The sequence below is a fragment of the Bradyrhizobium ivorense genome (assembly GCF_900696085.1).
GTDB classification, from domain to species: domain Bacteria; phylum Pseudomonadota; class Alphaproteobacteria; order Rhizobiales; family Xanthobacteraceae; genus Bradyrhizobium; species Bradyrhizobium ivorense.
In genome coordinates, this window is the sequence record NZ_CAADFC020000016.1 from 302,255 (window position 1) to 320,661 (window position 18,407).

Here is an 18,407-nt window from a genome sequence, read left to right on the forward strand (position 1 = left end):
AAGCGCCGCACCGCCAACGTTGCCGCGGGCGGTGCGCGAGACTGAATGGATCGAGCTGGCCGACGCTCGCTGCCCCGGCTCAGTACAGCCCGCCGGTGCCCGACCGCATCACCGCCTGCCCCGAATCCGGCGGCGGCTGCTGGGTGCCGTCGATCACGTCGGTGCCCGCGACCAGCGTCGGGTCGTAGGCCGGCGGCGCGCTGCCCGGCTTGAACGCTTCGAGCACCACGCCCTTCTGGCCGGACGCGGCGCGCAGGCCGGTCTTGGCGTCGACCAGCACGAGGCGGATGCCGGCCGGCTGCTTGAACGGGGTTGCGGGCTTGTCGGCCAGCGCGAGCTTCATGAAGTCGCGCGCGATCGGCGCTGCGGTGTGGCCGGCCTGGGCGTTGCGGCCGAGCGAGCGCGGCTTGTCGTAGCCGACGTAGAGGCCGACCACGAGGTCCGGTGAGAAGCCGACGAACCACAGATCCTTGGCCTCGTTGGAGGTGCCGGTCTTGCCGGCGATCGGCTTGCCGACCGCCTTCAGCGCGGTACCGGTGCCGGCCTGCACCACGCCCTCCATCAGCGAGGTGATCTGGTAGGCGCTCATGGGATCGAGCACCTGGTCGCGATGGTCGACCAGTTGCGGCTCGGCCTGGTTCTTCCAGCCCTCCGGCGCATCGCAGCCGCGGCATTCGCGCTGGTCATGCTTGAAGATGGTGTGGCCGTAACGGTCCTGGATGCGGTCGATCAGGGTCGCCTTCACTCGGCCGCCGCCATTGGCGATCATCGAATACGCCGTGACCATGCGCATCACCGTGGTCTCGCCGGCGCCGAGCGAATAGGACAGATAATTCGGCAGCTCGTCATAGACGCCGTAACGCCTGGCGTATTCGCCGATCAGGGGCATGCCGATCTCCTGCGCGAGCCGCACCGTCACGGTGTTGCGCGACAGGCGCAGCGCGTTGCGCAGGGTCATCGGCCCCATATACTTGCCGGCATCGAAGTTTTCCGGACGCCAGATGTTGCCCTGCCCCTGATCGATTTCGATCGGCCCGTCGACCAGCACGCTCGAGCCGGTGTAGCCATTGTCCAGCGCCGCCGAATAGACGATCGGCTTGAACGTCGAGCCCGGCTGCCGGTAGGCCTGGGTGGCGCGGTTGAACTGGCTCTGGTCGAACGAGAAGCCGCCGACCATCGCCAGCACGCGGCCGGTGCGCGGATCCATCGCCACCATCGCGCCCGACAATTCGGGAATCTGGCGCAGCCGATATTGCCCTTCGACGCGCTGGCCGTCCTTGTTGTAGAGCGGGTCGGCGTAGATCACGTCGCCGGGCTGCAGCACCTGCGCCACCGAGCTCGGGTTCTTGCCCTTGTACGGCCCGGAGAGCGCCCTCGCCCAGCGCACGCCCTCGAGCGTGACGATGCCGGTGTCGCGCTGCTTGCTGACGGCGCCGCCGAGCTCGCGGCCCGGCTGGAAGCCGATCCGCGCCGACTGGTCGTTGCTCTCCAGCACCACCGCCATCCGCCATGGCGAGATGTCCGACAGCGACTTGATCTCGGCGAGCGGCACGCCCCAGTCGCCGGAGACGTCGAGCTTCTGGATCGCGCCGCGATAGCCCTGCTGCTCGTCATAGTTCACGAGCCCGGTCACCATCGCCTTGCGCGCCATCACCTGCACCTTGGGATCGAGCGTGGTGCGCACCGACAGGCCGCCTTCATACAGCTTCTTCTCGCCGTAGCGATCGAACAGATCGCGGCGGACCTCTTCCGAGAAATATTCGCCGGCAAAGGTGTGCGCGCCGTTGGAGCGGTTGGTGACGGTCAGCGGTTCCTTGCGCGCCTTCTCGGCGTCGCCCTGGGTGATCCAGCCGTTCTCCTGCAGGCGGTCGATCACGTAGTTGCGCCGCTCGATGGCGCGGGCGCGGTTGCGCACCGGATGCAGGCTCGCCGGCATCTTCGGCAGCGCCGCCAGGTACGCGGCCTCCGAGACCGAGAGCTCGTTCACCGACTTGTCGAAATACACCAGCGAGGCGGCGGCGATGCCGTATGCGCCGAGGCCGAGATAGATCTCGTTGAGATAGAGCTCGAGGATCTTGTCCTTGGAATAGGCCTTTTCGATTCGCATCGCGACCAGGGCTTCCTTGATCTTCCGGGTGAACGACACCTCGTTGGTCAAGAGAAAGTTCTTGGCGACCTGCTGGGTGATCGTCGAGGCGCCCTGCGGACGGCGGTTGGAACCGAAATTCTGGATGTAGGCGACGCCGGCGCGCGCCATGCCGGTATAATCGACGCCACCGTGCTCGTAGAAATTCTTGTCCTCGGCGGCGAGGAACGCGTTGATCACGAGCTTCGGTACCGCCTGGATCGGCAGATAGAGCCGGCGTTCCTTGGCATATTCGCCGAGCAGCGCGCCGTCGGCCGCGTGGATGCGCGTCATCACCGGCGGCTCGTAGTTCTGGAGCTGCGAATAATCCGGCAGGTCCTTGGAAAAGTGCCAGAACGCCCCTGCCACGGCGGCCAGGCCAGCCAGGAACAGGATGGACCCCGCGGTGAACAGGAATCCGAAGAACCGTAACAGAAATCTCATCGACCAGATTTTCCGTGGCGAATACGTGGCTCGTTCTGAGCCCGTTGCGCTGCCACACAGGCGGTCCGGTATATCGGTCGCCTCCCGGACCTGCAATTCGACGCGGGAGAATTATAGCAGCCCAAACGTCAAACTAATGCCATAGAGCGCGGCTCGGGCGCGGCGTCCAAATCAGCGCATAGGCCGCAACAGGCGATGGCTCCGCGCGGCCGGAATCTCCAGCCTCAACCACCGGACCTGCACCAGCGGGGAGCGGATTCCGTCCCCGCCCTCCCGCTCTGAGCCGCAGCAAAACAGCCACCGATCCGGACTTCTACGGGATGCGACTCAACGTAACATCCACAAAGCAGTGGATATTGCTGCGGAAATTGCGGCGTTAATGTTTTGTTAACTATAACTACTGCAAGTTGTTATCACGCAATCGACTCGCGAGGGCTGACTTGAATGGCACTGCGCGGTTTTAGACGGCCATTTTCGACCACTGAAAATATCCTCGGATTTCCACGACCGCCCGCTCCCAATGCCGGCGTCCAGGCTCTCGATCTCGTCTATCAGGCGGCGGATTTGTTCCGCAGCATCGAGGACAGGGCCCGTGCCGGCGAAGCGCGCGCCGAGGCCGCCGAGCGGGCCCAGATCGAAATCATCAACGCCACCGAACGCAAGCTGCGCGACGCCTCGCGCGCGCTTGAAGAGGCCCGGCAACGCATCGAGGTCCAGCAGGAGCAGCTCGAGGCGATCGAATTCCGCGCCCAGGCCGCCGAGGCCGACGCCCGCGAAGCCAGACAATCGCTCGCACTCGTCGAGGACGCGATTCGCCGGCGCCTGCTGCTCACCGCCGACGAGGCCGCCGCCGGCGGATCATCGCAGGTCGCCTGACGCGACGCGGACGCGGTCTCGTAGCCCGGATGAGCGCAGCGATATCCGGGACTCGGTCCCCGCTTGCGGGGAGTAGGATCTACGGCACCGCTCAATACCCTGCGGCCAGTCCCGAATTGCGGCGCGGGTCGTTGGCGCCGTAGAAGCGGTTGTTGCCGACCGGCTTGCCGCCGAGCGACGGCGCGCCGATGATGATGACGGCGAGATGGTTGGCCGGCTGCGGCGGCCCGAATTTGTGGCCCATGCCCTCCAGAATCTTCCGCGTGTCCGGGGACAGCGTAAAATTCTCGAGATTGGTCGCCTCGGGCAGCCACTGCTGGTGGAAGCGCGGCATGTCGACGGCCTCCTGCGCGTTCATGCCGTAATCGATGGCGTTGATCATGGTCAGCAGCACCGCGGTGATGATGCGGCTGCCGCCGGGCGTGCCGATCACCATCACCGGCTTGCCGTCCCTGGAGACGATGGTCGGGCTCATCGAGGACAGCGGACGTTTGCCCGGCGCGATCGAATTGGACTCGCCCTGCACCAGGCCATAGAGGTTCGGCACGCCGACCTTGGCGGTGAAATCGTCCATCTCATCGTTCAGCAGCACGCCGGTCTTGGCCGCCGTCACCTTGGCGCCGAACCAGTCGTTCAGCGTGTAGGTCACCGACACCGCGTTGCCGTCCTTGTCGGCGATCGAGTAATGCGTGGTGTTGCTGCCCTCGTGCGGCGGCACGCCCGGCTTGATGTCCTTGGACACGCCGGCCTTGGCCGGGTCGATCGCGGCGCGGATCTTTGCGGCGTAGCTCTTGTCGAGCAGGCGCTCGAGCGGGTTCTTCACGAAGTCGGGGTCGCCGAGATAGCTGTTGCGGTCGACATAGGCATGGCGCATCGCCTCGATCTGGTAGTGCACGGCCTGGGCCGAATGATAGCCGAGCTCGCGCAGCGGATAGCCTTCCAGAATGTTCAGGACTTCGCAGATCACGACGCCGCCGGAGCTCGGCGGCGGCGCCGAGACCACGTGATAGCCGCGATAATCGCATTCGACCGGCGCCAGCTCGCGCACCTTGTAATTGTCGAGGTCCTCCTGGGTGAGCAGGCCCTTGCCGGCCTGGCTGGACGCCACGATCGCAGCTCCCACCCAGCCCTTGTAGAAGCCGTCGGTGCCGCGCTTGCTGATCTCGCGCAAAGTTTCCGCGAGCTCGTGTTGTGTCAGCCGCTCGCCGACCTGGAACGGCTTGCCGTTGTTGAGGAAGATCGCGGCCGAGGCCGGATCCTCGCGAAAATCATTGGTCGCCGAATGCAGCATCTCGATGTCGCCCTGGTCGAGCACGAAACCGTCTTCGGCCAGTTGCAGCGCGGGCGCGATCAGGTCGGCGCGCTTCATGGTGCCGTATTTCTCGCGCGCGTATTCCATGCCGGCCACCGAGCCGGGCACGCCGACGGCGAGATGGCCCTTGGTCGAGAGGCCCTTGATGACGTTGCCGTCCTTGTCGAGATACATGTTGGCGGTGGCGCCTTTCGGCGCGGTCTCGCGGAAATCCAGGAAAGTCTTGCGGCCGTCGGCGAGCTCGATGGTCATGAAGCCGCCGCCGCCGAGATTGCCGGCCGCCGGATACGCCACGGCCAGCGCATAGCCGACCGCGACCGCCGCATCGACCGCGTTACCGCCGCGCTTCAACACATCGACGCCGACCTGGGTGGCGAGGTGCTGGGCCGACACCACCATGCCGTTCTCGGCGGCGACCGGCGCCACCGAGGCGGCGCGCAGCGGCGCTGTGGCCACGGCGCCGATCGCTACAATCGCGGCGGCGATCCACCGCACGCGCATCGTTGACTTTTGCATGGACTTACCCCGGGGAACGCCGACGTGTCGCGGCCTAGGTTGCACTTTGAGCGCGTAGGTTTAGCAGGCCGCACGCGCGCGCACTATAGGCGAAGCCAACGTTCACCGCGTGCGACGCTGCCAGCCGGCACGGCACGAGGTTTCGCCTGCCCTGCGCCGCTGGTGCGCGCCGTCGATCCGTGTTTATCGAACCGAAAGCAGCCAGGCAGAGAATGCGCGAATGATCCGCTCGCGGGGATGGCCTGGCCTGCGGACGACATAGAAGCGATATCCGGGTAGACTGAGGTCAAACGCCTTTACCAGCGCGCCGGACGCCAGTTCGGGAGCCACGAGCACATCGCTGAAAATCCCGACGCCTTGGCCCGCGACGACCGCCTCGATGGCGTGAAGCTCCTCACGGAAACTCAGATGTTGCATGTCCGTGAACTCGGGCAGATTGCGCCATTTGCGCCGCGCTACGGCGAGCCACCGCTGCCAGCTGGGCGGATCGATGTCAGATGGAAACCAGTAGGAATGAACGAGGACATGCTTTCGAAGATCGGCCGCACTCTTCAGGCGGCCTCCGGCGGGGAGCAGGTCAGGGCTGCACACCGGCCAATAGGTGTCGCTCAAGAACTCTTCGACGATGCCCTCTCGCGGCACCTGGCGCGAGGTCGCATAGCGGATCGCCACATCGGCGTCGCCCGCCGGCAAATCGAGAACGCTGTCGGTGCCGGTGATATCGAGCGGTGATTGAGGATGCTGCTTTCTCCAATGCGGCAGGCGGGGCACCAGCCATCGCGCGGCAAAAGCGTTCGTCGTCGTGATGCGAAGGGCTTGCCGATCGTCCTTGCGCCTGATCGCGCCGAGCGCGGTGGCAAAGGCCTCGAGGCCGTCGCGCACCACGGGAAACAGCCGGGCGCCCGCCTCCGTCAACGACATCGGTCGTGGCATGCGCCGGAACAATGCCCTTCCGCAATACTGCTCCAACAACCTGATCTGATGGCTGATCGCCGTCGGCGTGACGCCGAGTTCGGCCGCAGCCTTCTTGAAGCTGAGGTGCCGCGCGGCGGCCTCAAACGCGCGCAGTTCGATCAGCGGCGGCAGCCTGTTCATGCCTCAGCCTAGATGAATTGTATTCATCTTCAAGCGCAATTCTTTGAGTTTGCCTTCCGCGCCGGCAAGGTGTGAGTGATGGCGAGGCACAACGAGGGCAGCCCACCATGACCGCACTCCGATCGATTGCCGCAGAGGCGGCTGAGCTTGGCAACAAATTTGGCGGCACGCTCATGCAGCCGGGCGATGCGGGCTACGAAGAGGCAAGACGGGTTCACAACGGGCTGATCAACAAGAAGCCCGCGCTCATCGCACAATGCCGGGATGCATCTGATGTCGCCGATGCGGTCAGGCTCGCGCAGCGACTGGGACTCGAGGTCGCGGTCCGTGGCGGCGGTCACAACGTCGCCGGCCGGGCAACGATCGACGGCGGCGTGATGATCGACCTTTCAGCAATGAAGCGCATCGAGGTCGACCCGGAACGCAGAACGGTGCGCGCACAGGGCGGTGTCACCTGGGCAGAGCTCGATCGCGAGACGCAGAAGCATGGCCTGGCGGTCACGGGAGGCGTCGTTTCGAGCACCGGAATCGCCGGACTGACGCTTGGCGGTGGTCTCGGCTGGCTGATGGGAAAATATGGCCTTGCGCTCGACAATCTTGTGTCGCTCGAGCTGATCAATGCCCAGGGCGAGTTGATACGCGCCAGCACGACGGATGAGCCGGACCTGTTCTGGGCTGCGCGCGGCGGCGGCGGCAATTTCGGCATCGCCACCACGCTCGAGTATCAGCTTCACGCGGTCGGGCCCACCATTACGGGCGGTCTGATCGCATACCCGTTCGATCGCAGCCGTGATGTGTTGTCGCTGTTCCGCGAACGCACGTCGTCGCTTTCAGATGAGCAAATCCTCTTCGCCACGCTGGCCCATGCTCCGGATGGCTCGGGGGTGAAATTGGCGGCGATGGTGACGTGCCATTGTGGCCCACTCGCAGCCGGCGAACTGGCGATGCGTCCGCTCAGGCAATTGGGCACGCCCGCATTGGACGGGATCGGCCCGATGCAATACTGCGATCTCAACGGCATGCTGGATGCGGGATATCCCAAAGGTGCATTCAACTACTGGAAATCGACGTTCCTGCGAGATCTCTCCGACGACGCCATCCGGACAATGATCGAATGCTTTGCGCGCTGCCCGACCCCGATGGGGCAGTTCGTTGTGGAGCATGTCCACGGGGCGGCGGTTCGCGTCGGAATCGAGGAAACGGCATTTCCGCATCGGCAGGAGGGCTACAACTTCCTGATCCTGACTCAATGGTTGGATGCCGCGATGACCGATCGTTGCGTCGCCTGGGCCCGCGATACCTATGCGCGGATGACGCCGTTCGCTGCGGCCGGCAGATATGTCAACTATCTCGGGGACGATGAAGGCGGAGATCCCGTTCCCGCCGCCTACGGAGCGAACTATCGGCGCCTTCGCGAGCTGAAGAGCAAGTATGATCCCAAAAACTTCTTCCGCATGAATCAAAATATCAGGCCATCGGTCTGATCGAGATCGCGGTGTCGTCGGCCAGCTCAATGCCGTTCTCGTCCCGCAGAACGCGGCCGCTCTCATGGAGGTCAAAGAAGGATTTTGGCACAGTCAGTCCCTAGGCCGCTGGACTGAGATGGAGATAATGCGGGTCGAACTGCCCGAGTTGCTCCAGCTTCGGCTGGTCGAGCAGCTGGAACGCGGAACGCTCGACCTCGATCAGCCCGTCGCGGCGAAGCTCCTGCAGCACCCTGTTGACGTGCACTGTCGACATCGCCAGGCAGTCCCCCAGCTCCGCCTGCGTGATCGGAAGCCGGAACGCGCCGTTCGAGGCACGGCCGATCGCCTCGAGCCGCCGGCGCAGTTCGGAGAGCAGATGCGCCATGCGCGCGAGCCCGGTGCGGCGGCCGACATTGACCATCCACTCCCTGAAGATGGCAGCGTCGATCAGCGTCTCCCGCCACAGCGCCGCCGCCACATTCGGGCGCACGCGGTTCACTTGCTTCAGAGCATCGTGCGGAACCAAACCCAGCGTGCACTGGGTCAGCGTGACGAGGTCGTGATCCATGATGCCGAGGTGGAGGCTTTGCAGGTCGGGAATCTCGCCCGGAATATGCAGCGACAGGATCTGCCTCTGTCCATCGAACGTCGTCTTGGCCCGGAATACGAAGCCCTCGATGACGAGACAGCACTGTGTCGGCCTTTCCCCGTCCCTGACCACGGTTTCACGCGCCCCGAACGCGCGCCGCTCGATTGGCAATTTCTCGAGCGCTCCAACGTCTTCCGGATCCAGTCTGTTCGATACGGCGATCTTTCTCAGCAGGGCATCCGCCAGATTGTTGGCCATCGTCCCGTTCCCTGAAAATAGAGCCAGGAGAAAGCCGAATGAGCGGTCCTAGCCACGCGACGGCGGACGATCGACGCCGTCTGTCCACCAGTGCCCATGGTCACCGTCGGGCAATACACGAGACAAGTCCGCGAGTGGGCACGGCGTTCCTGAGCCGATATCGCATTGAAAATGCGAGTCTTCTCGATGCAATCGTCCTCGCGAACCGGGTTATCCGGGAGAGGTTGAGGCAAGTTCTTGGTGTCCGCGCCGCACGATCGGGGATGCTCACTGCTCGCTGCGGCGCCTGGCGCTGGCTGCGAATGTTCGCGCTGACCTCGAACCGCGCCAACGGTGAGGACGAACCGGCGAGCCGCCGGTTCGTCTCCCGACGCTGGATGCAGACTGTATGATCGAGACTGCTTATCGATGCTGGCGGTCGGGGCTCACGACGCGACGGCCGTGCTGACGTCCACGCATTTCGGCATGCGCCCTCCTCGTGGCTTCCGAGGGAGCCTGGGCATTCGCCCCTTCAGCCGGCGCCGGCTTCACCGCCAAGCCCTCGGTGAAGGGATCACGGTTCTGGTAGACCGAGCACTCCGCGCACTGCGCAAACGCGTCAGTCGCGGACACCATCGATATCAGAGATGCAATAGCAAGCGTGGCAAATGCTGCTATCAATCCTTCCTTGCGGTTTTCCATCGTTGTTCTCCTTGGTTCAGCCCGCGCACTGCAAGTAGCGCTGCTTCGCGGAGGGATTAGTCCGCGTGGGATGGAGCTGGTATGCGTCGGGAGGACCGGTAGAATGGGCGTGCACGCGCGACAAACGCACCGGCAGGCGGCCGGCATGTCTGTACCGCCAGAACCTTTTCCGTTCCGATAGAACTTGGAACGGAGCTCTGGATTCTTTGTCTTGACGCGCTTTCTTCGCGGGAACCGGCGTCCACTTCGCTGGAAAACGCTCCAACCAAGCTCAGCGGTAGTAGCCCTGCCGTGCGAAGTAGTATTGCGGGTTTACGTCGCAATAGGCGTCGGTGCCCGACGCGGTTGCCATGCACTGGCCGTAGGTTGCGAACTGGCAGTTGCCCGGATAGCCCCAGATGCGGCCTTGCAGGCAAAAGCGGTCATTTGCGGCGTACACGGGGCGCTCACGATGGTACCGCTGCCCGGCAGACGCGGTCGAGACGGCCGTAACCGAGATGACGGCGGCCAGCAGGACGAGTAACGGGCGGTTCATGTTCGGATCCTCAAGATTCGGTTCTCGTCGTTGAGCTTACCAACAAACGCTCTGTCCCCTCCAGCCGTCCCCGGGTTCACATCTGCGACACTATAACCCGACGGGCAACTCGGCCCGAAAAACCTGTCAAGCCCTCGCGCTCAAAATAATTCTGTTTACACGAACGGAAAATTATCCTATGATGCGCCCGTCTCATCCGATCGAGGGGCGCTTCGCGAGTCGTCACAAGTGTTGCGGTGAGATGCGGTGGCCGCTGCGGCGCACGAGACGAACGTGCCGAAGCGGACGGTGAAATCGTGCAGGCCTGACGCCCTCGTGGCAGGTGTCTCCTCACAAGACGCAAGCGTCTTCGCGAGTGACGGTGACAACAAAGCCCAGTCTCGCCGGGGTGAGCACGTATAAGCCGTAAAACCATTGCGCAGGGAATGCCGGAGTGTCTCCCGCTGAACCTGTATGCTCGTGTGCGTTTTCTCTCTACCCTTTGCACACGAGACCGCGGGTGCAGCGCGCACCCGGCATTCCCTGCGCCCTCTGTTTTCAGAGAGGGCGGAACGAATGGCAAAGCTCGGGCAGATGATGTCGCGAGAACGAGAATGCACGCTCAAAGCCATCACCGTCATCCCCGCGCAAAGGCTTCGCCTTTGTCGCTGGAGGTGCGAGCCTTGCAGCGCAATTGCGCTGCCGGGCGAGCCTCGAAGGATGAATCGGCCCCGCTGGTGGCCGTCGATCCTTCGAGGCTCGCCGAAGAGGCTCGCACCTCAGGATGACGGGACTAACGGTACGACTCGCGGCCTACACCCCATCCCTCGCCCGCAGCCGGCTGTGACGCCGGCCGTACACCGCATAGATCGCGAGACCGACCGCCAGCCACACCGCGAGGCGGATCCAGGTGTCGAGCGGCAGGCCGAGCATCAGGAACAGCGAGGTCGCGGCCGCCGCCGGCGACACCAGCCAGATCGCCGGCGCGCGGAATGGGCGCGGCAGATCGGGATCGCGCAGCCGCAGCACCAGCGTCCCGATCGAGACCACCATGAAGGCGAACAGTGTGCCGATCGAGACGAGCTCGCCGACCAGCCCGATCGGCAACAGCCCGGCGAGCACGGCGGCGACGGTGCCGGAGAAAATCGTCGAGACATAGGGCGTCTGGAAACGCGGATGGATTCTGGCGGCCACTTGCGGCAGCAAGCCGTCATGCGCCATGGCGCGGAAGATCCGCGGCTGCGCCAGCAGCATGATCAGGATCACCGAGGTCAGCCCGAACAGGATGCCGAGCTTGATGAAGGGGCCGAGCCAGCCGATGCCGATGGCGTCGATGCCGACCGCGATCGGATCCGGCACGCTGAGCCGGTCATAGGGCACGATGCCGGTCAGCACGAATCCGACCGCGACATAGAGCGCGGCGCAGATCACCAGCGAGCCCAGAATCCCGATCGGCATGTCGCGCTCGGGCCGCTTCGCCTCCTGCGCGGCGGTCGAGATCGCGTCGAAGCCGATATAGGCGAAGAACACCACCGCGGCGCCTCGGACCACGCCGGACCAGCCATAGACGCCGGTGCCGGCATTCGGCGGGATCAGCAGGCCGTCGGGATTGCTCGGCGTCACCCAGTTCGCCAGCGTCACCGAGGAGGCGGCGGCGGCGAGAAACAGCGCGATCACGACGAGCTTGACCGCGACGACGAAGCTCGTGAAGCGCGCGGACTCGCGGATGCCGATCACCAAGAGCGTGGTGATGCAGACGATGACGGCCATCGCCGGGATGTTGATGACCGCGCCGGTCGACGACCACGCGCCGGTGTTGGCGTCGTAGGCCAGCGGCGCCGAGGTGAATTGCGACGGCAAATTGAGGCCGAAATCGCGCATGAAACTGACGAAGTAACCGGACCAGCCGACCGAGACCGCGATTGCGCCGACCGCGTATTCGAGGATCAGGTCCCAGCCGATGATCCAGGCGATCAATTCGCCCAGCGTCGCATAGGCGTAGGTATAGGCGCTGCCGCAGATCGGCACCGTCGAAGACATCTCGGCGTAGCACAGCCCGGCCAATGCGCAGGCGACGGCGCCGAGCATGAAGGAGAGCGTGACCGCGGGACCGGCGTTGGCCGCGGCGGCGTGCCCGGTCAGCACGAAAATGCCGGCGCCGATGATGCCGCCGATGCCGAGCGTCACCAGTTGCAGCGCCGACAGCGAGCGCCTGAACAGCGGCGTCGCCGCGTCGCCTTCGGCGCGCGCCGCCTCCCGCAGCAGGTCGGCGGTCGACTTGCGCTCCCAGAAATTGGCCAAGGACCCTGTCGAGGCGTCGGTCACGGAGTTGCCCTCCGCCGCAGGCCCGGCGGGCCAGATGCGGCGAGCAACTATAACGCGCAACACGCTCGAGCGTTCAGGCGCCCGGCAAAAGCCGCTGCGCGGACGCCGTTATCCACCGGCAATAGCGTTACTGACAGGCGTGGCGGCGGCCGTCGCGGCCGAGGAAGGTGCCCGACGCCGGATCGAACGAACGGTAGCGGGCGCAGGCGGACGGAGCCGCCGGCGGCACGGCGTTATAGGCGTCGGCTGGAATGCCGCGCTGCCCGGCTTGGCGGGCCTCGCCCCACGGCGTCAGCCTGCCGCCGTCGATCGCGCTGCGTCCCGGATTCTGCGCGTCAAACAGCGCCGGCTCCGAGAGCTGGGCCATGGCAGGAGCAAACGTCATTCCCACGAGCAGCGCAGCTGCTGCAACAGCCTTGAAGCCGGCCATATGATATCTCCGATCGATCAATTGAAAATTGCCCGGGGACAGCGGCGTCGCCCTGTGTCCCCCGCTGATGTGGGGAGGACACCACGCGGACGCAGCGGCGGAGCCGGTCACAATGCTGCGAGGCGGCAGGCCGCCCGGCAGGACGGCGCACCCGTCCGGCGTCGCTTCAATGGTTATGCACGTCGGGCCGCGGGTCGGCGACGAAGCCGTCGCGGTTCGGCATTTTGATCGCGCCGAGCGACCTCGCATCGAGCACGGCATTATCAGGCACGATGCCGTTGAGGCTGAGCAGATAGGCCGATACCGCGTAGACATCCTCGTTGCTCAGCGACTGCGGCGCATTCTGCGGCATCGCGCGCCTGACATAGTCGAACAAGGTCGAGGCGTAGGGCCAGTAGCTGCCGATGGTGCGGATCGGCTTCGGGCTCGCGAGCGTGCCCTGTCCGCCGACCAGACGGTCGCCCACGCCGCCCTGCCCGCTGTCGCCATGGCACGATGCGCATTGCTCGCCGAACACGATGCGGCCGCGTGCGACGCTGCCGCTGCCCGGCGGCAGATTAGCGCCGTCGCGGCCGATATCGATGTCCCAGCCGGCGATCTCCGCCGGCGTCGCCGCGCGCCCGATCCCGTAGCGCTCCGCGGCCTGCGTAGCAGCGCCGGGAATGACAATCGCGGCGGCGAGCAGCGCGACACCGAAGTTACGCCTGCGCATTGCTCACCTCGCCACTGGCATCGATCCGCCACGGCCAGATCGCGTTGTTATGATAGAACGAGTTGAGCCCGCGCACCGCCACCAGCTCGGCCAATGTCGGCTGCACGTAGCCGGTCTCGTCGATGGCGCGGCTCTGGATCACCGCTTGCGTGCCGTCCCAATGCCAGGGATAGCGGAAGCGGGTCAGCGCCCGCGTCAGGACCGGCTCCTGCAGCTCGGCGTCGCGCCAGCTGTTGCCGCCATCGACCGAGACCTCGACGCGCTTGATCGTGCCGTGGCCGCTCCAGGCCAGCCCGCTGATCTCGCAAAACCCCTTCGTGGTCAGCCGCTGCCCGCCCGAGGGCCGCGTGATGATCGACTTCGCCTCCATGTAGAACGAGAATTCGCGCGCCGTGCCGTCCGGCAGCGGGTCGGTGTATTTCGAGGTCTCCTCGCGCGAATAGGCCGGCTCGGCCACCACCTTCAGCCGGCGCAGCCATTTCACGTTCATGTTGCCCTCGAAGCCGGGCAGCAGCAGGCGCAGCGGATAACCTTGCTGCGGCCGCAGCCGCTCGCCGTTCTGGCTGTAGACCAACATGGCGTCGTCGAGACATTTTTCGATCGGGATCGAGCGCGTCAGCGCCGCCGCGTCGGCGCCCTCGGCGACGATCCATTTGGCGCCGGCCCGCAGGCCGGCCTCGTCGAGCACCGTTTTCAGCGGCACGCCGGTCCATTCGGCGCAACTGACGAGGCCGACGAGATCGGAGGCCGTTTTGCCGTAGGGCTTGGTGTAGACCGGATTGCCCGAGCACTCGATGAAGTGAATCCGCGATTGCGACGGGAAGCGGCGGATGTCCTCCATCGTGAACAGCAGCGGACGGTCGACCATGCCGTGCAGCATCAGCCGGTGCTCGGCCGGATCGATCGTCGGGACGCCGCCATGGTGGCGCTCGTAGAACAGGCCGTTCGGCGTGATGATGCCGTCGAGCTCCTGCAGCGGCGTGCGGCCCGACGCCGAGATGTACTGCTGCAGAGTCTTGGAGATGTTCTTGACCACGCCCCGCTCATGCACCGACGGCGCGCCATAGGGCTGGCTGCCCATCGGATCGCCCGGCGCCTTCATCCATTCCGGCACGTTGGGTGGAAGATTGTTGTTGGGCTCAGCGAGTGCATTTGTGCCAGCGAGACCTGCCAACGCAGAACCGCTTGCCAACGCCGCACTGGTCTGAAGAAAATGCCTGCGAGACGCCTCTCGCACGCGCTTGCCCCTCGTCCGTTCGCTCATCGACGCTTTCCCCTGACGTTGCAGGTCGAGCCTAGCACCAAATGCCCGAGGCCGAGCAATGATCAGGTATGCAGCGTCCGATCAACTGCCCGCGACGACCGGCAATGCCGCGAGCGAGGACCGCGTCGCCTGCGTACCCGCGGACACTCACATGCGTTCGCCGGGCAACCGGCTGGCTTGCTTCACCCAGCTGGTGAACTGGGCTTCGTCGAATTGGTCGTGCTCATGAATATCGAGATAGCGCGTATGCTGTTGCTTCGACGCGCCCGGCGGGACCGGACGCAGCGACGCACCGCGGAAGAACACCACCTTGACGTATCTGGTGAAGACATGGATGCCGAGGAACCAGCCTTGGCCTTCAACACCGTAGAGCGGCGAGTTCCACTTCACCGCCTTGTGCACGCCGGGAACGACGCGCGCGATCAGCGCATCGAGGTTGCGCCCGACGTCGCGCTTCCAGCCCGGCATTGCCGCGATATAGGCTTGCACAGGGGCGTCGCCGTAACCCTTCGCGATCTGCGGATTGCCGCCCGCAAGCAGCCGCGGCTTTACAGCGCCACGCTTGGTCGCGGCGGCCTTCGTTGCGCGCTTCGCCGATGTCCTGGGAGTCTTGCCGGCCATATGCCTGTTCCACTCGGTTCGCGCTGTGCAGCGTCGCCCCTCGACCCGGATCATATCGGGCATGCGATGACGTTGTCGTCATCGATCGCGCCGGTGCGCGGCGGCGGATCGACGCGCGCGACGCGGTGGACCACAGTGCCCGATCGGCGCGGACGCCTATCCCGTCACCGGCGGCGTGCCATGGGTGTGGAACGATTCGATCGTCTTCAGGCCCCAGGCCTGTCCCCGCTTGCGCTCCTCCTCGGTCCACACGATCGGCTTCCAGTCCGGCGCGAGGATCAGGCGGGCACCGGCATTGGCGACTTCGACGCGGTTGCCGCCGGGCTCGTAGACATAGAGGAAGAAGGTCTGCTGGATCGCGTGCTTGTGCGGGCCGGTCTCGATATGCACGCCGTGCTCGAGGAAGATGTCGGCGGCGCGCAAAATCTCCTCGCGGCTGTCGAGCGCGTAGGTGACGTGATGGAAGCGGCCGGCCTTGCCGTAATGATCGCGGGTGTAGGCGAAGTCGTAGCTTTTGTTCGACATCGTCATCCACATCGCAGCCTCGGTGCCGTCGTTGAGCACGATCTGCTCGGTGGTGCGGCATCCGAGATAATTTTCGAAGAACAGGCGATTGGCCTTGATGTCGACCGCGAGGCAGTTGAGGTGATCGAGCCTGCGGACATTGACGCCGCGCGCCGGAAAGCGCTGCGCCTGATTCTTCAATGCCGGCTTCAGTTCGGCGGGTGCCTGGTACCACTCGGTCTCGTAATAGAGCTCGATGACATGGCCGTCGGGATCGCGGCAGCGGAAGGCCGGCCCCTGCCCCATGTCGCCGTCGACCCAGCCGATCTCGAAGCCCGAGCCCTTCAGTGCCGCGACGCGGCGCTCCAGCGCTTGCGGGCTGCGGGCGCGCAGCGCCATGTGCTCCATGCCCGAGGTGTTCGACGCCGTCAGCTTGAGCGAATAGCGCTCATAGTCGTCCCAGCCGCGCAGATAGACCGACTCCCCCTTGCGGCCGCTGACGGTCATGCCCAAGACGTCGACGAAGAACGCCAGGCTCTCGTCCGGCTTCGGCGTCAACAGCTCCATGTGCCCGAGATGAGCGAGATCGAAGATCGGTTCGGGCTGCATGAGACGGTCTCCTTCGCGGACGCCGGCTCGACCTCGCATCATCCATGCGCGCAAGCGGCGGCAGATCGATTTGTACTACTGTACAAAGGATTAGGTCTCGTCAATAAATTGTTGGCCGGCGGAGCGCACAACGGCGTTTCAGGCAACCGACGCAGCCTTCTCGCAGTCCGACGACAGCAGCCGGCGAATTTCGGCGCCCGACACCGGCCGGCTGAACAGATAGCCCTGCATCTCGGTGCAGCCAAGCAGGCGAAGCATGGTGCGCTGCTGCTCGGTCTCGACGCCCTCGGCGGTGGTGGTCATGTCGCTGGCGGCCGCGATGTTCACCACGGCCTGGACGATGGTGGACGACGCGCCGGTGGCGCCGAGATCCTTGATGAAGGCGCGATCGATCTTGATCTTGTCGAACGGGAAGCGCTGCAGGTAACTCAGCGAGGAATAGCCGGTGCCGAAATCGTCCAGCGCGATGCGCACGCCGAGCTCGCGCAGCTGATGCAGGATATCGAGCGCGGCCTCGTCGTCGCGGATCAGCACGGCCTCGGTGATCTCGAGCTCGAGCCGCGCGGCCGCGAGCCCGGACGCGGCCAGCGCGGCGGCGACGTTGAGCGCCAGCGTCTGGCTCTTGAACTGGATCGGAGACACGTTGACCGCGACATGAACATGATCCGGCCAGTTCACCGCTTCGCGGCAGGCGGTGTTGAGCACCCAGTGGCCGAGATCGTTGATCAGGCCGGTGTCCTCGGCGATCGGGATGAAATCGGCGGGCGAGATCATGCCGCGTTCGGGATGACGCCAGCGCAGCAGCGCCTCGCAGCAGCTGACGGTGCCACCCTCGAGATGAAGCAGCGGCTGATAATGCAGCTCGAAGCCGCCGTCGGCGATGGCCTGGCGCAGCTCCAGTTCGAGCCCGCGCCGCGCCTTGGCGCGCGCGTCCATGCCGGCCTCGAAGAACCGGTAGGTGCGGCGGCCGTCGCTCTTCGCGCCGTAGAGCGCGAGATCGGCGTTGCGCAGCAGCTGGTCGAGGTCGAGCCCGTCGCCCGGCGCCAGCGCAATGCCGATGCTTGCATCGGTGGTGATCAGGTGCCCGCAGCAATCGATCGGCTCACGGATCGCCTGATAGATCGCGGCCAGCAACTGCATGGTTTCGGTATGACTGCGGATCGCGGTCTGGATCACCGCGAACTCGTCGCCGCCGAGCCGCGCTGCGACGCCGGTCTGGCCGAGGCACAGCCGCAGGCGATCGGCGATCGCTTTGAGCAGCTCGTCGCCGATCTGATGGCCGAGCGCATCGTTGACGCTCTTGAACTCGTCGATGTCGATATACATGACGGCGAGCTGCTCATCGGAGCGCAGCGCTCTCAGCGCCTGCTCGAGCCGCTCGCGGAACAGCACGCGGTTGGGCAGGTCGGTCAGCGCATCGTAATGCGCCATGTGCGCGATCTTCTCGTCGGCGCGGGTACGCTCCGTGATGTCCTCGATGGTCGCCACCCATCCGCCTTCGGCCAGCGGCTTGTTGACGATTTCGATCGCGCGCCCACCGGGCGCTTCCGTCAGCTGCCGCGTTCCCTTGCCGAGCCTGACGTTGCGGATGATGGCATCGCAGAACGCGTCGACATCGCCGTCGAACGAGCCGGTCTCCTGCCGGTGGGCGATCAGCCGGTGCATCGTGCAGCCGGGCTTGGCGATGTCGGGCGAAAGGCCGAACATGTCGATGTAGGGCCGATTGCAGATGATGATGCGCGCAGAGGCGTCGTAGAGCACAAGCCCCTGCGGAATGTTGTTGACGGCGGTCGAGAGGTTGCGGCGTTCGGCGGCGAGCCGCTCGTCCGAGATTTGATGCCGCTTCAACACGAGCAGGACGATGACGGCCAGGATCACCACGGCCGCCATCAGCAGGCCTTCGCGCACGCTCCATTCCGCCGTCGCGCTGCCGAGCAGGCTGCCCACCAACAGACCGGCGCAGAACGCGAGCCCCTTGGTCGAACCGGAGTCGGCATTCCCAGACCACGGATTGCGGTGCTCGACGCTCACGCTGCTGTCTCCCCAGGCGCGGCATCGTTACGCGG

General features: G+C 65.2%; 14 protein-coding genes and 1 pseudogene. 2 read left to right on the top strand and 13 right to left on the bottom strand.

Going from position 1 to position 18,407, the window contains the following annotated elements; genetic code table 11:
- Positions 1 to 79: 79 nt before the first annotated feature.
- Positions 80 to 2,569: a penicillin-binding protein 1A gene (locus CI41S_RS21265; protein WP_139861447.1), complete on the bottom strand. Its 2,490-nt coding sequence runs from the start codon at positions 2,567 to 2,569 to the stop codon at positions 80 to 82.
- 564 nt (positions 2,570 to 3,133) lie between these two features.
- On the opposite strand from CI41S_RS21265, the gene CI41S_RS21270 reads away from it, so the two are divergent.
- Positions 3,134 to 3,445 (top strand): hypothetical protein, encoded by a 312-nt coding sequence (locus CI41S_RS21270; RefSeq protein WP_229175215.1) that lies wholly within the window; start codon positions 3,134 to 3,136, stop codon positions 3,443 to 3,445.
- A 91-nt stretch (positions 3,446 to 3,536) separates the two neighbouring features.
- Here the strand turns inward: CI41S_RS21270 and ggt are convergent, their stop codons facing one another.
- Positions 3,537 to 5,273: a gamma-glutamyltransferase gene (gene ggt, locus CI41S_RS21275; RefSeq protein ID WP_244626619.1), complete on the bottom strand. Its 1,737-nt coding sequence runs from the start codon at positions 5,271 to 5,273 to the stop codon at positions 3,537 to 3,539.
- A gap of 183 nt (positions 5,274 to 5,456) precedes the next feature.
- Positions 5,457 to 6,368: a LysR substrate-binding domain-containing protein gene (locus CI41S_RS21280; protein ID WP_139861448.1), complete on the bottom strand. Its 912-nt coding sequence runs from the start codon at positions 6,366 to 6,368 to the stop codon at positions 5,457 to 5,459.
- 107 nt (positions 6,369 to 6,475) lie between these two features.
- Here CI41S_RS21280 and CI41S_RS21285 point away from each other — a divergent pair, with 107 nt between their 5' ends.
- Positions 6,476 to 7,852: an FAD-binding oxidoreductase gene (locus CI41S_RS21285; RefSeq protein WP_139861449.1), complete on the top strand. Its 1,377-nt coding sequence runs from the start codon at positions 6,476 to 6,478 to the stop codon at positions 7,850 to 7,852.
- Positions 7,853 to 7,952: 100 nt separating this feature from the next.
- Here CI41S_RS21285 and CI41S_RS21290 read toward each other — a convergent pair whose 3' ends face one another.
- The 10 genes and pseudogenes from CI41S_RS21290 to CI41S_RS21335 form a co-directional block, all read right to left on the bottom strand.
- Positions 7,953 to 8,681 carry a Crp/Fnr family transcriptional regulator gene (locus tag CI41S_RS21290; RefSeq protein ID WP_139482742.1) on the bottom strand — a complete coding sequence of 243 codons (729 nt, stop codon included), beginning with the start codon at positions 8,679 to 8,681 and terminating at the stop codon, positions 7,953 to 7,955.
- A gap of 402 nt (positions 8,682 to 9,083) precedes the next feature.
- The gene (locus CI41S_RS21295; protein WP_139482741.1) at positions 9,084 to 9,362 is read right to left on the bottom strand and encodes a hypothetical protein; all 279 of its coding nucleotides are present in this window, start codon (positions 9,360 to 9,362) and stop codon (positions 9,084 to 9,086) included.
- A gap of 271 nt (positions 9,363 to 9,633) precedes the next feature.
- Positions 9,634 to 9,897 carry a DUF3551 domain-containing protein gene (locus CI41S_RS21300; protein WP_139482740.1) on the bottom strand — a complete coding sequence of 88 codons (264 nt, stop codon included), beginning with the start codon at positions 9,895 to 9,897 and terminating at the stop codon, positions 9,634 to 9,636.
- 792 nt (positions 9,898 to 10,689) lie between these two features.
- On the bottom strand, positions 10,690 to 12,177 hold the full coding sequence (locus CI41S_RS21305) for an amino acid permease (RefSeq protein WP_172628192.1): 1,488 nt from the start codon (positions 12,175 to 12,177) through the stop codon (positions 10,690 to 10,692).
- A 151-nt stretch (positions 12,178 to 12,328) separates the two neighbouring features.
- The gene (locus CI41S_RS21310; protein WP_139482739.1) at positions 12,329 to 12,631 is read right to left on the bottom strand and encodes a BA14K family protein; all 303 of its coding nucleotides are present in this window, start codon (positions 12,629 to 12,631) and stop codon (positions 12,329 to 12,331) included.
- A gap of 166 nt (positions 12,632 to 12,797) precedes the next feature.
- Entirely contained in the window at positions 12,798 to 13,343 is a 546-nt protein-coding gene (locus tag CI41S_RS21315) for a c-type cytochrome (RefSeq protein ID WP_139861450.1), read from the bottom strand.
- Entirely contained in the window at positions 13,330 to 14,607 is a 1,278-nt protein-coding gene (gene soxC, locus CI41S_RS21320) for a sulfite dehydrogenase (RefSeq protein WP_139861451.1), read from the bottom strand. Before soxC ends, CI41S_RS21315 begins: the two co-directional genes overlap by 14 nt.
- A 147-nt stretch (positions 14,608 to 14,754) precedes the next feature.
- Positions 14,755 to 15,228 (bottom strand): DUF1801 domain-containing protein, encoded by a 474-nt coding sequence (locus CI41S_RS21325; protein ID WP_139861452.1) that lies wholly within the window; start codon positions 15,226 to 15,228, stop codon positions 14,755 to 14,757.
- A gap of 156 nt (positions 15,229 to 15,384) precedes the next feature.
- The gene (locus tag CI41S_RS21330) at positions 15,385 to 16,341 is read right to left on the bottom strand and encodes a catechol 2,3-dioxygenase (protein WP_139861453.1); all 957 of its coding nucleotides are present in this window, start codon (positions 16,339 to 16,341) and stop codon (positions 15,385 to 15,387) included.
- Positions 16,342 to 16,479: 138 nt separating this feature from the next.
- Positions 16,480 to 18,270: pseudogene (locus CI41S_RS21335) on the bottom strand (putative bifunctional diguanylate cyclase/phosphodiesterase); the annotation flags it as partial.
- Between the last annotated feature and the right edge of the window lie 137 nt (positions 18,271 to 18,407).

Excerpts from the sequence above, each read along its gene's own strand:
- ggt (WP_244626619.1), bottom strand. The coding sequence starts at position 5,273 with ATGCAAAAGTCAACGATGCGCGTGCGGTGGATCGCCGCCGCGATTGTA.
- CI41S_RS21300 (WP_139482740.1), bottom strand. The coding sequence starts at position 9,897 with ATGAACCGCCCGTTACTCGTCCTGCTGGCCGCCGTCATCTCGGTTACG.
- CI41S_RS21280 (WP_139861448.1), bottom strand. The coding sequence starts at position 6,368 with ATGAACAGGCTGCCGCCGCTGATCGAACTGCGCGCGTTTGAGGCCGCC.
- CI41S_RS21295 (WP_139482741.1), bottom strand. The coding sequence starts at position 9,362 with ATGGAAAACCGCAAGGAAGGATTGATAGCAGCATTTGCCACGCTTGCT.
- soxC (WP_139861451.1), bottom strand. The coding sequence starts at position 14,607 with ATGAGCGAACGGACGAGGGGCAAGCGCGTGCGAGAGGCGTCTCGCAGG.
- CI41S_RS21325 (WP_139861452.1), bottom strand. The coding sequence starts at position 15,228 with ATGGCCGGCAAGACTCCCAGGACATCGGCGAAGCGCGCAACGAAGGCC.
- CI41S_RS21330 (WP_139861453.1), bottom strand. The coding sequence starts at position 16,341 with ATGCAGCCCGAACCGATCTTCGATCTCGCTCATCTCGGGCACATGGAG.
- CI41S_RS21290 (WP_139482742.1), bottom strand. The coding sequence starts at position 8,681 with ATGGCCAACAATCTGGCGGATGCCCTGCTGAGAAAGATCGCCGTATCG.
- CI41S_RS21285 (WP_139861449.1), top strand. The coding sequence starts at position 6,476 with ATGACCGCACTCCGATCGATTGCCGCAGAGGCGGCTGAGCTTGGCAAC.
- CI41S_RS21265 (WP_139861447.1), bottom strand. The coding sequence starts at position 2,569 with ATGAGATTTCTGTTACGGTTCTTCGGATTCCTGTTCACCGCGGGGTCC.
- CI41S_RS21315 (WP_139861450.1), bottom strand. The coding sequence starts at position 13,343 with ATGCGCAGGCGTAACTTCGGTGTCGCGCTGCTCGCCGCCGCGATTGTC.
- CI41S_RS21310 (WP_139482739.1), bottom strand. The coding sequence starts at position 12,631 with ATGGCCGGCTTCAAGGCTGTTGCAGCAGCTGCGCTGCTCGTGGGAATG.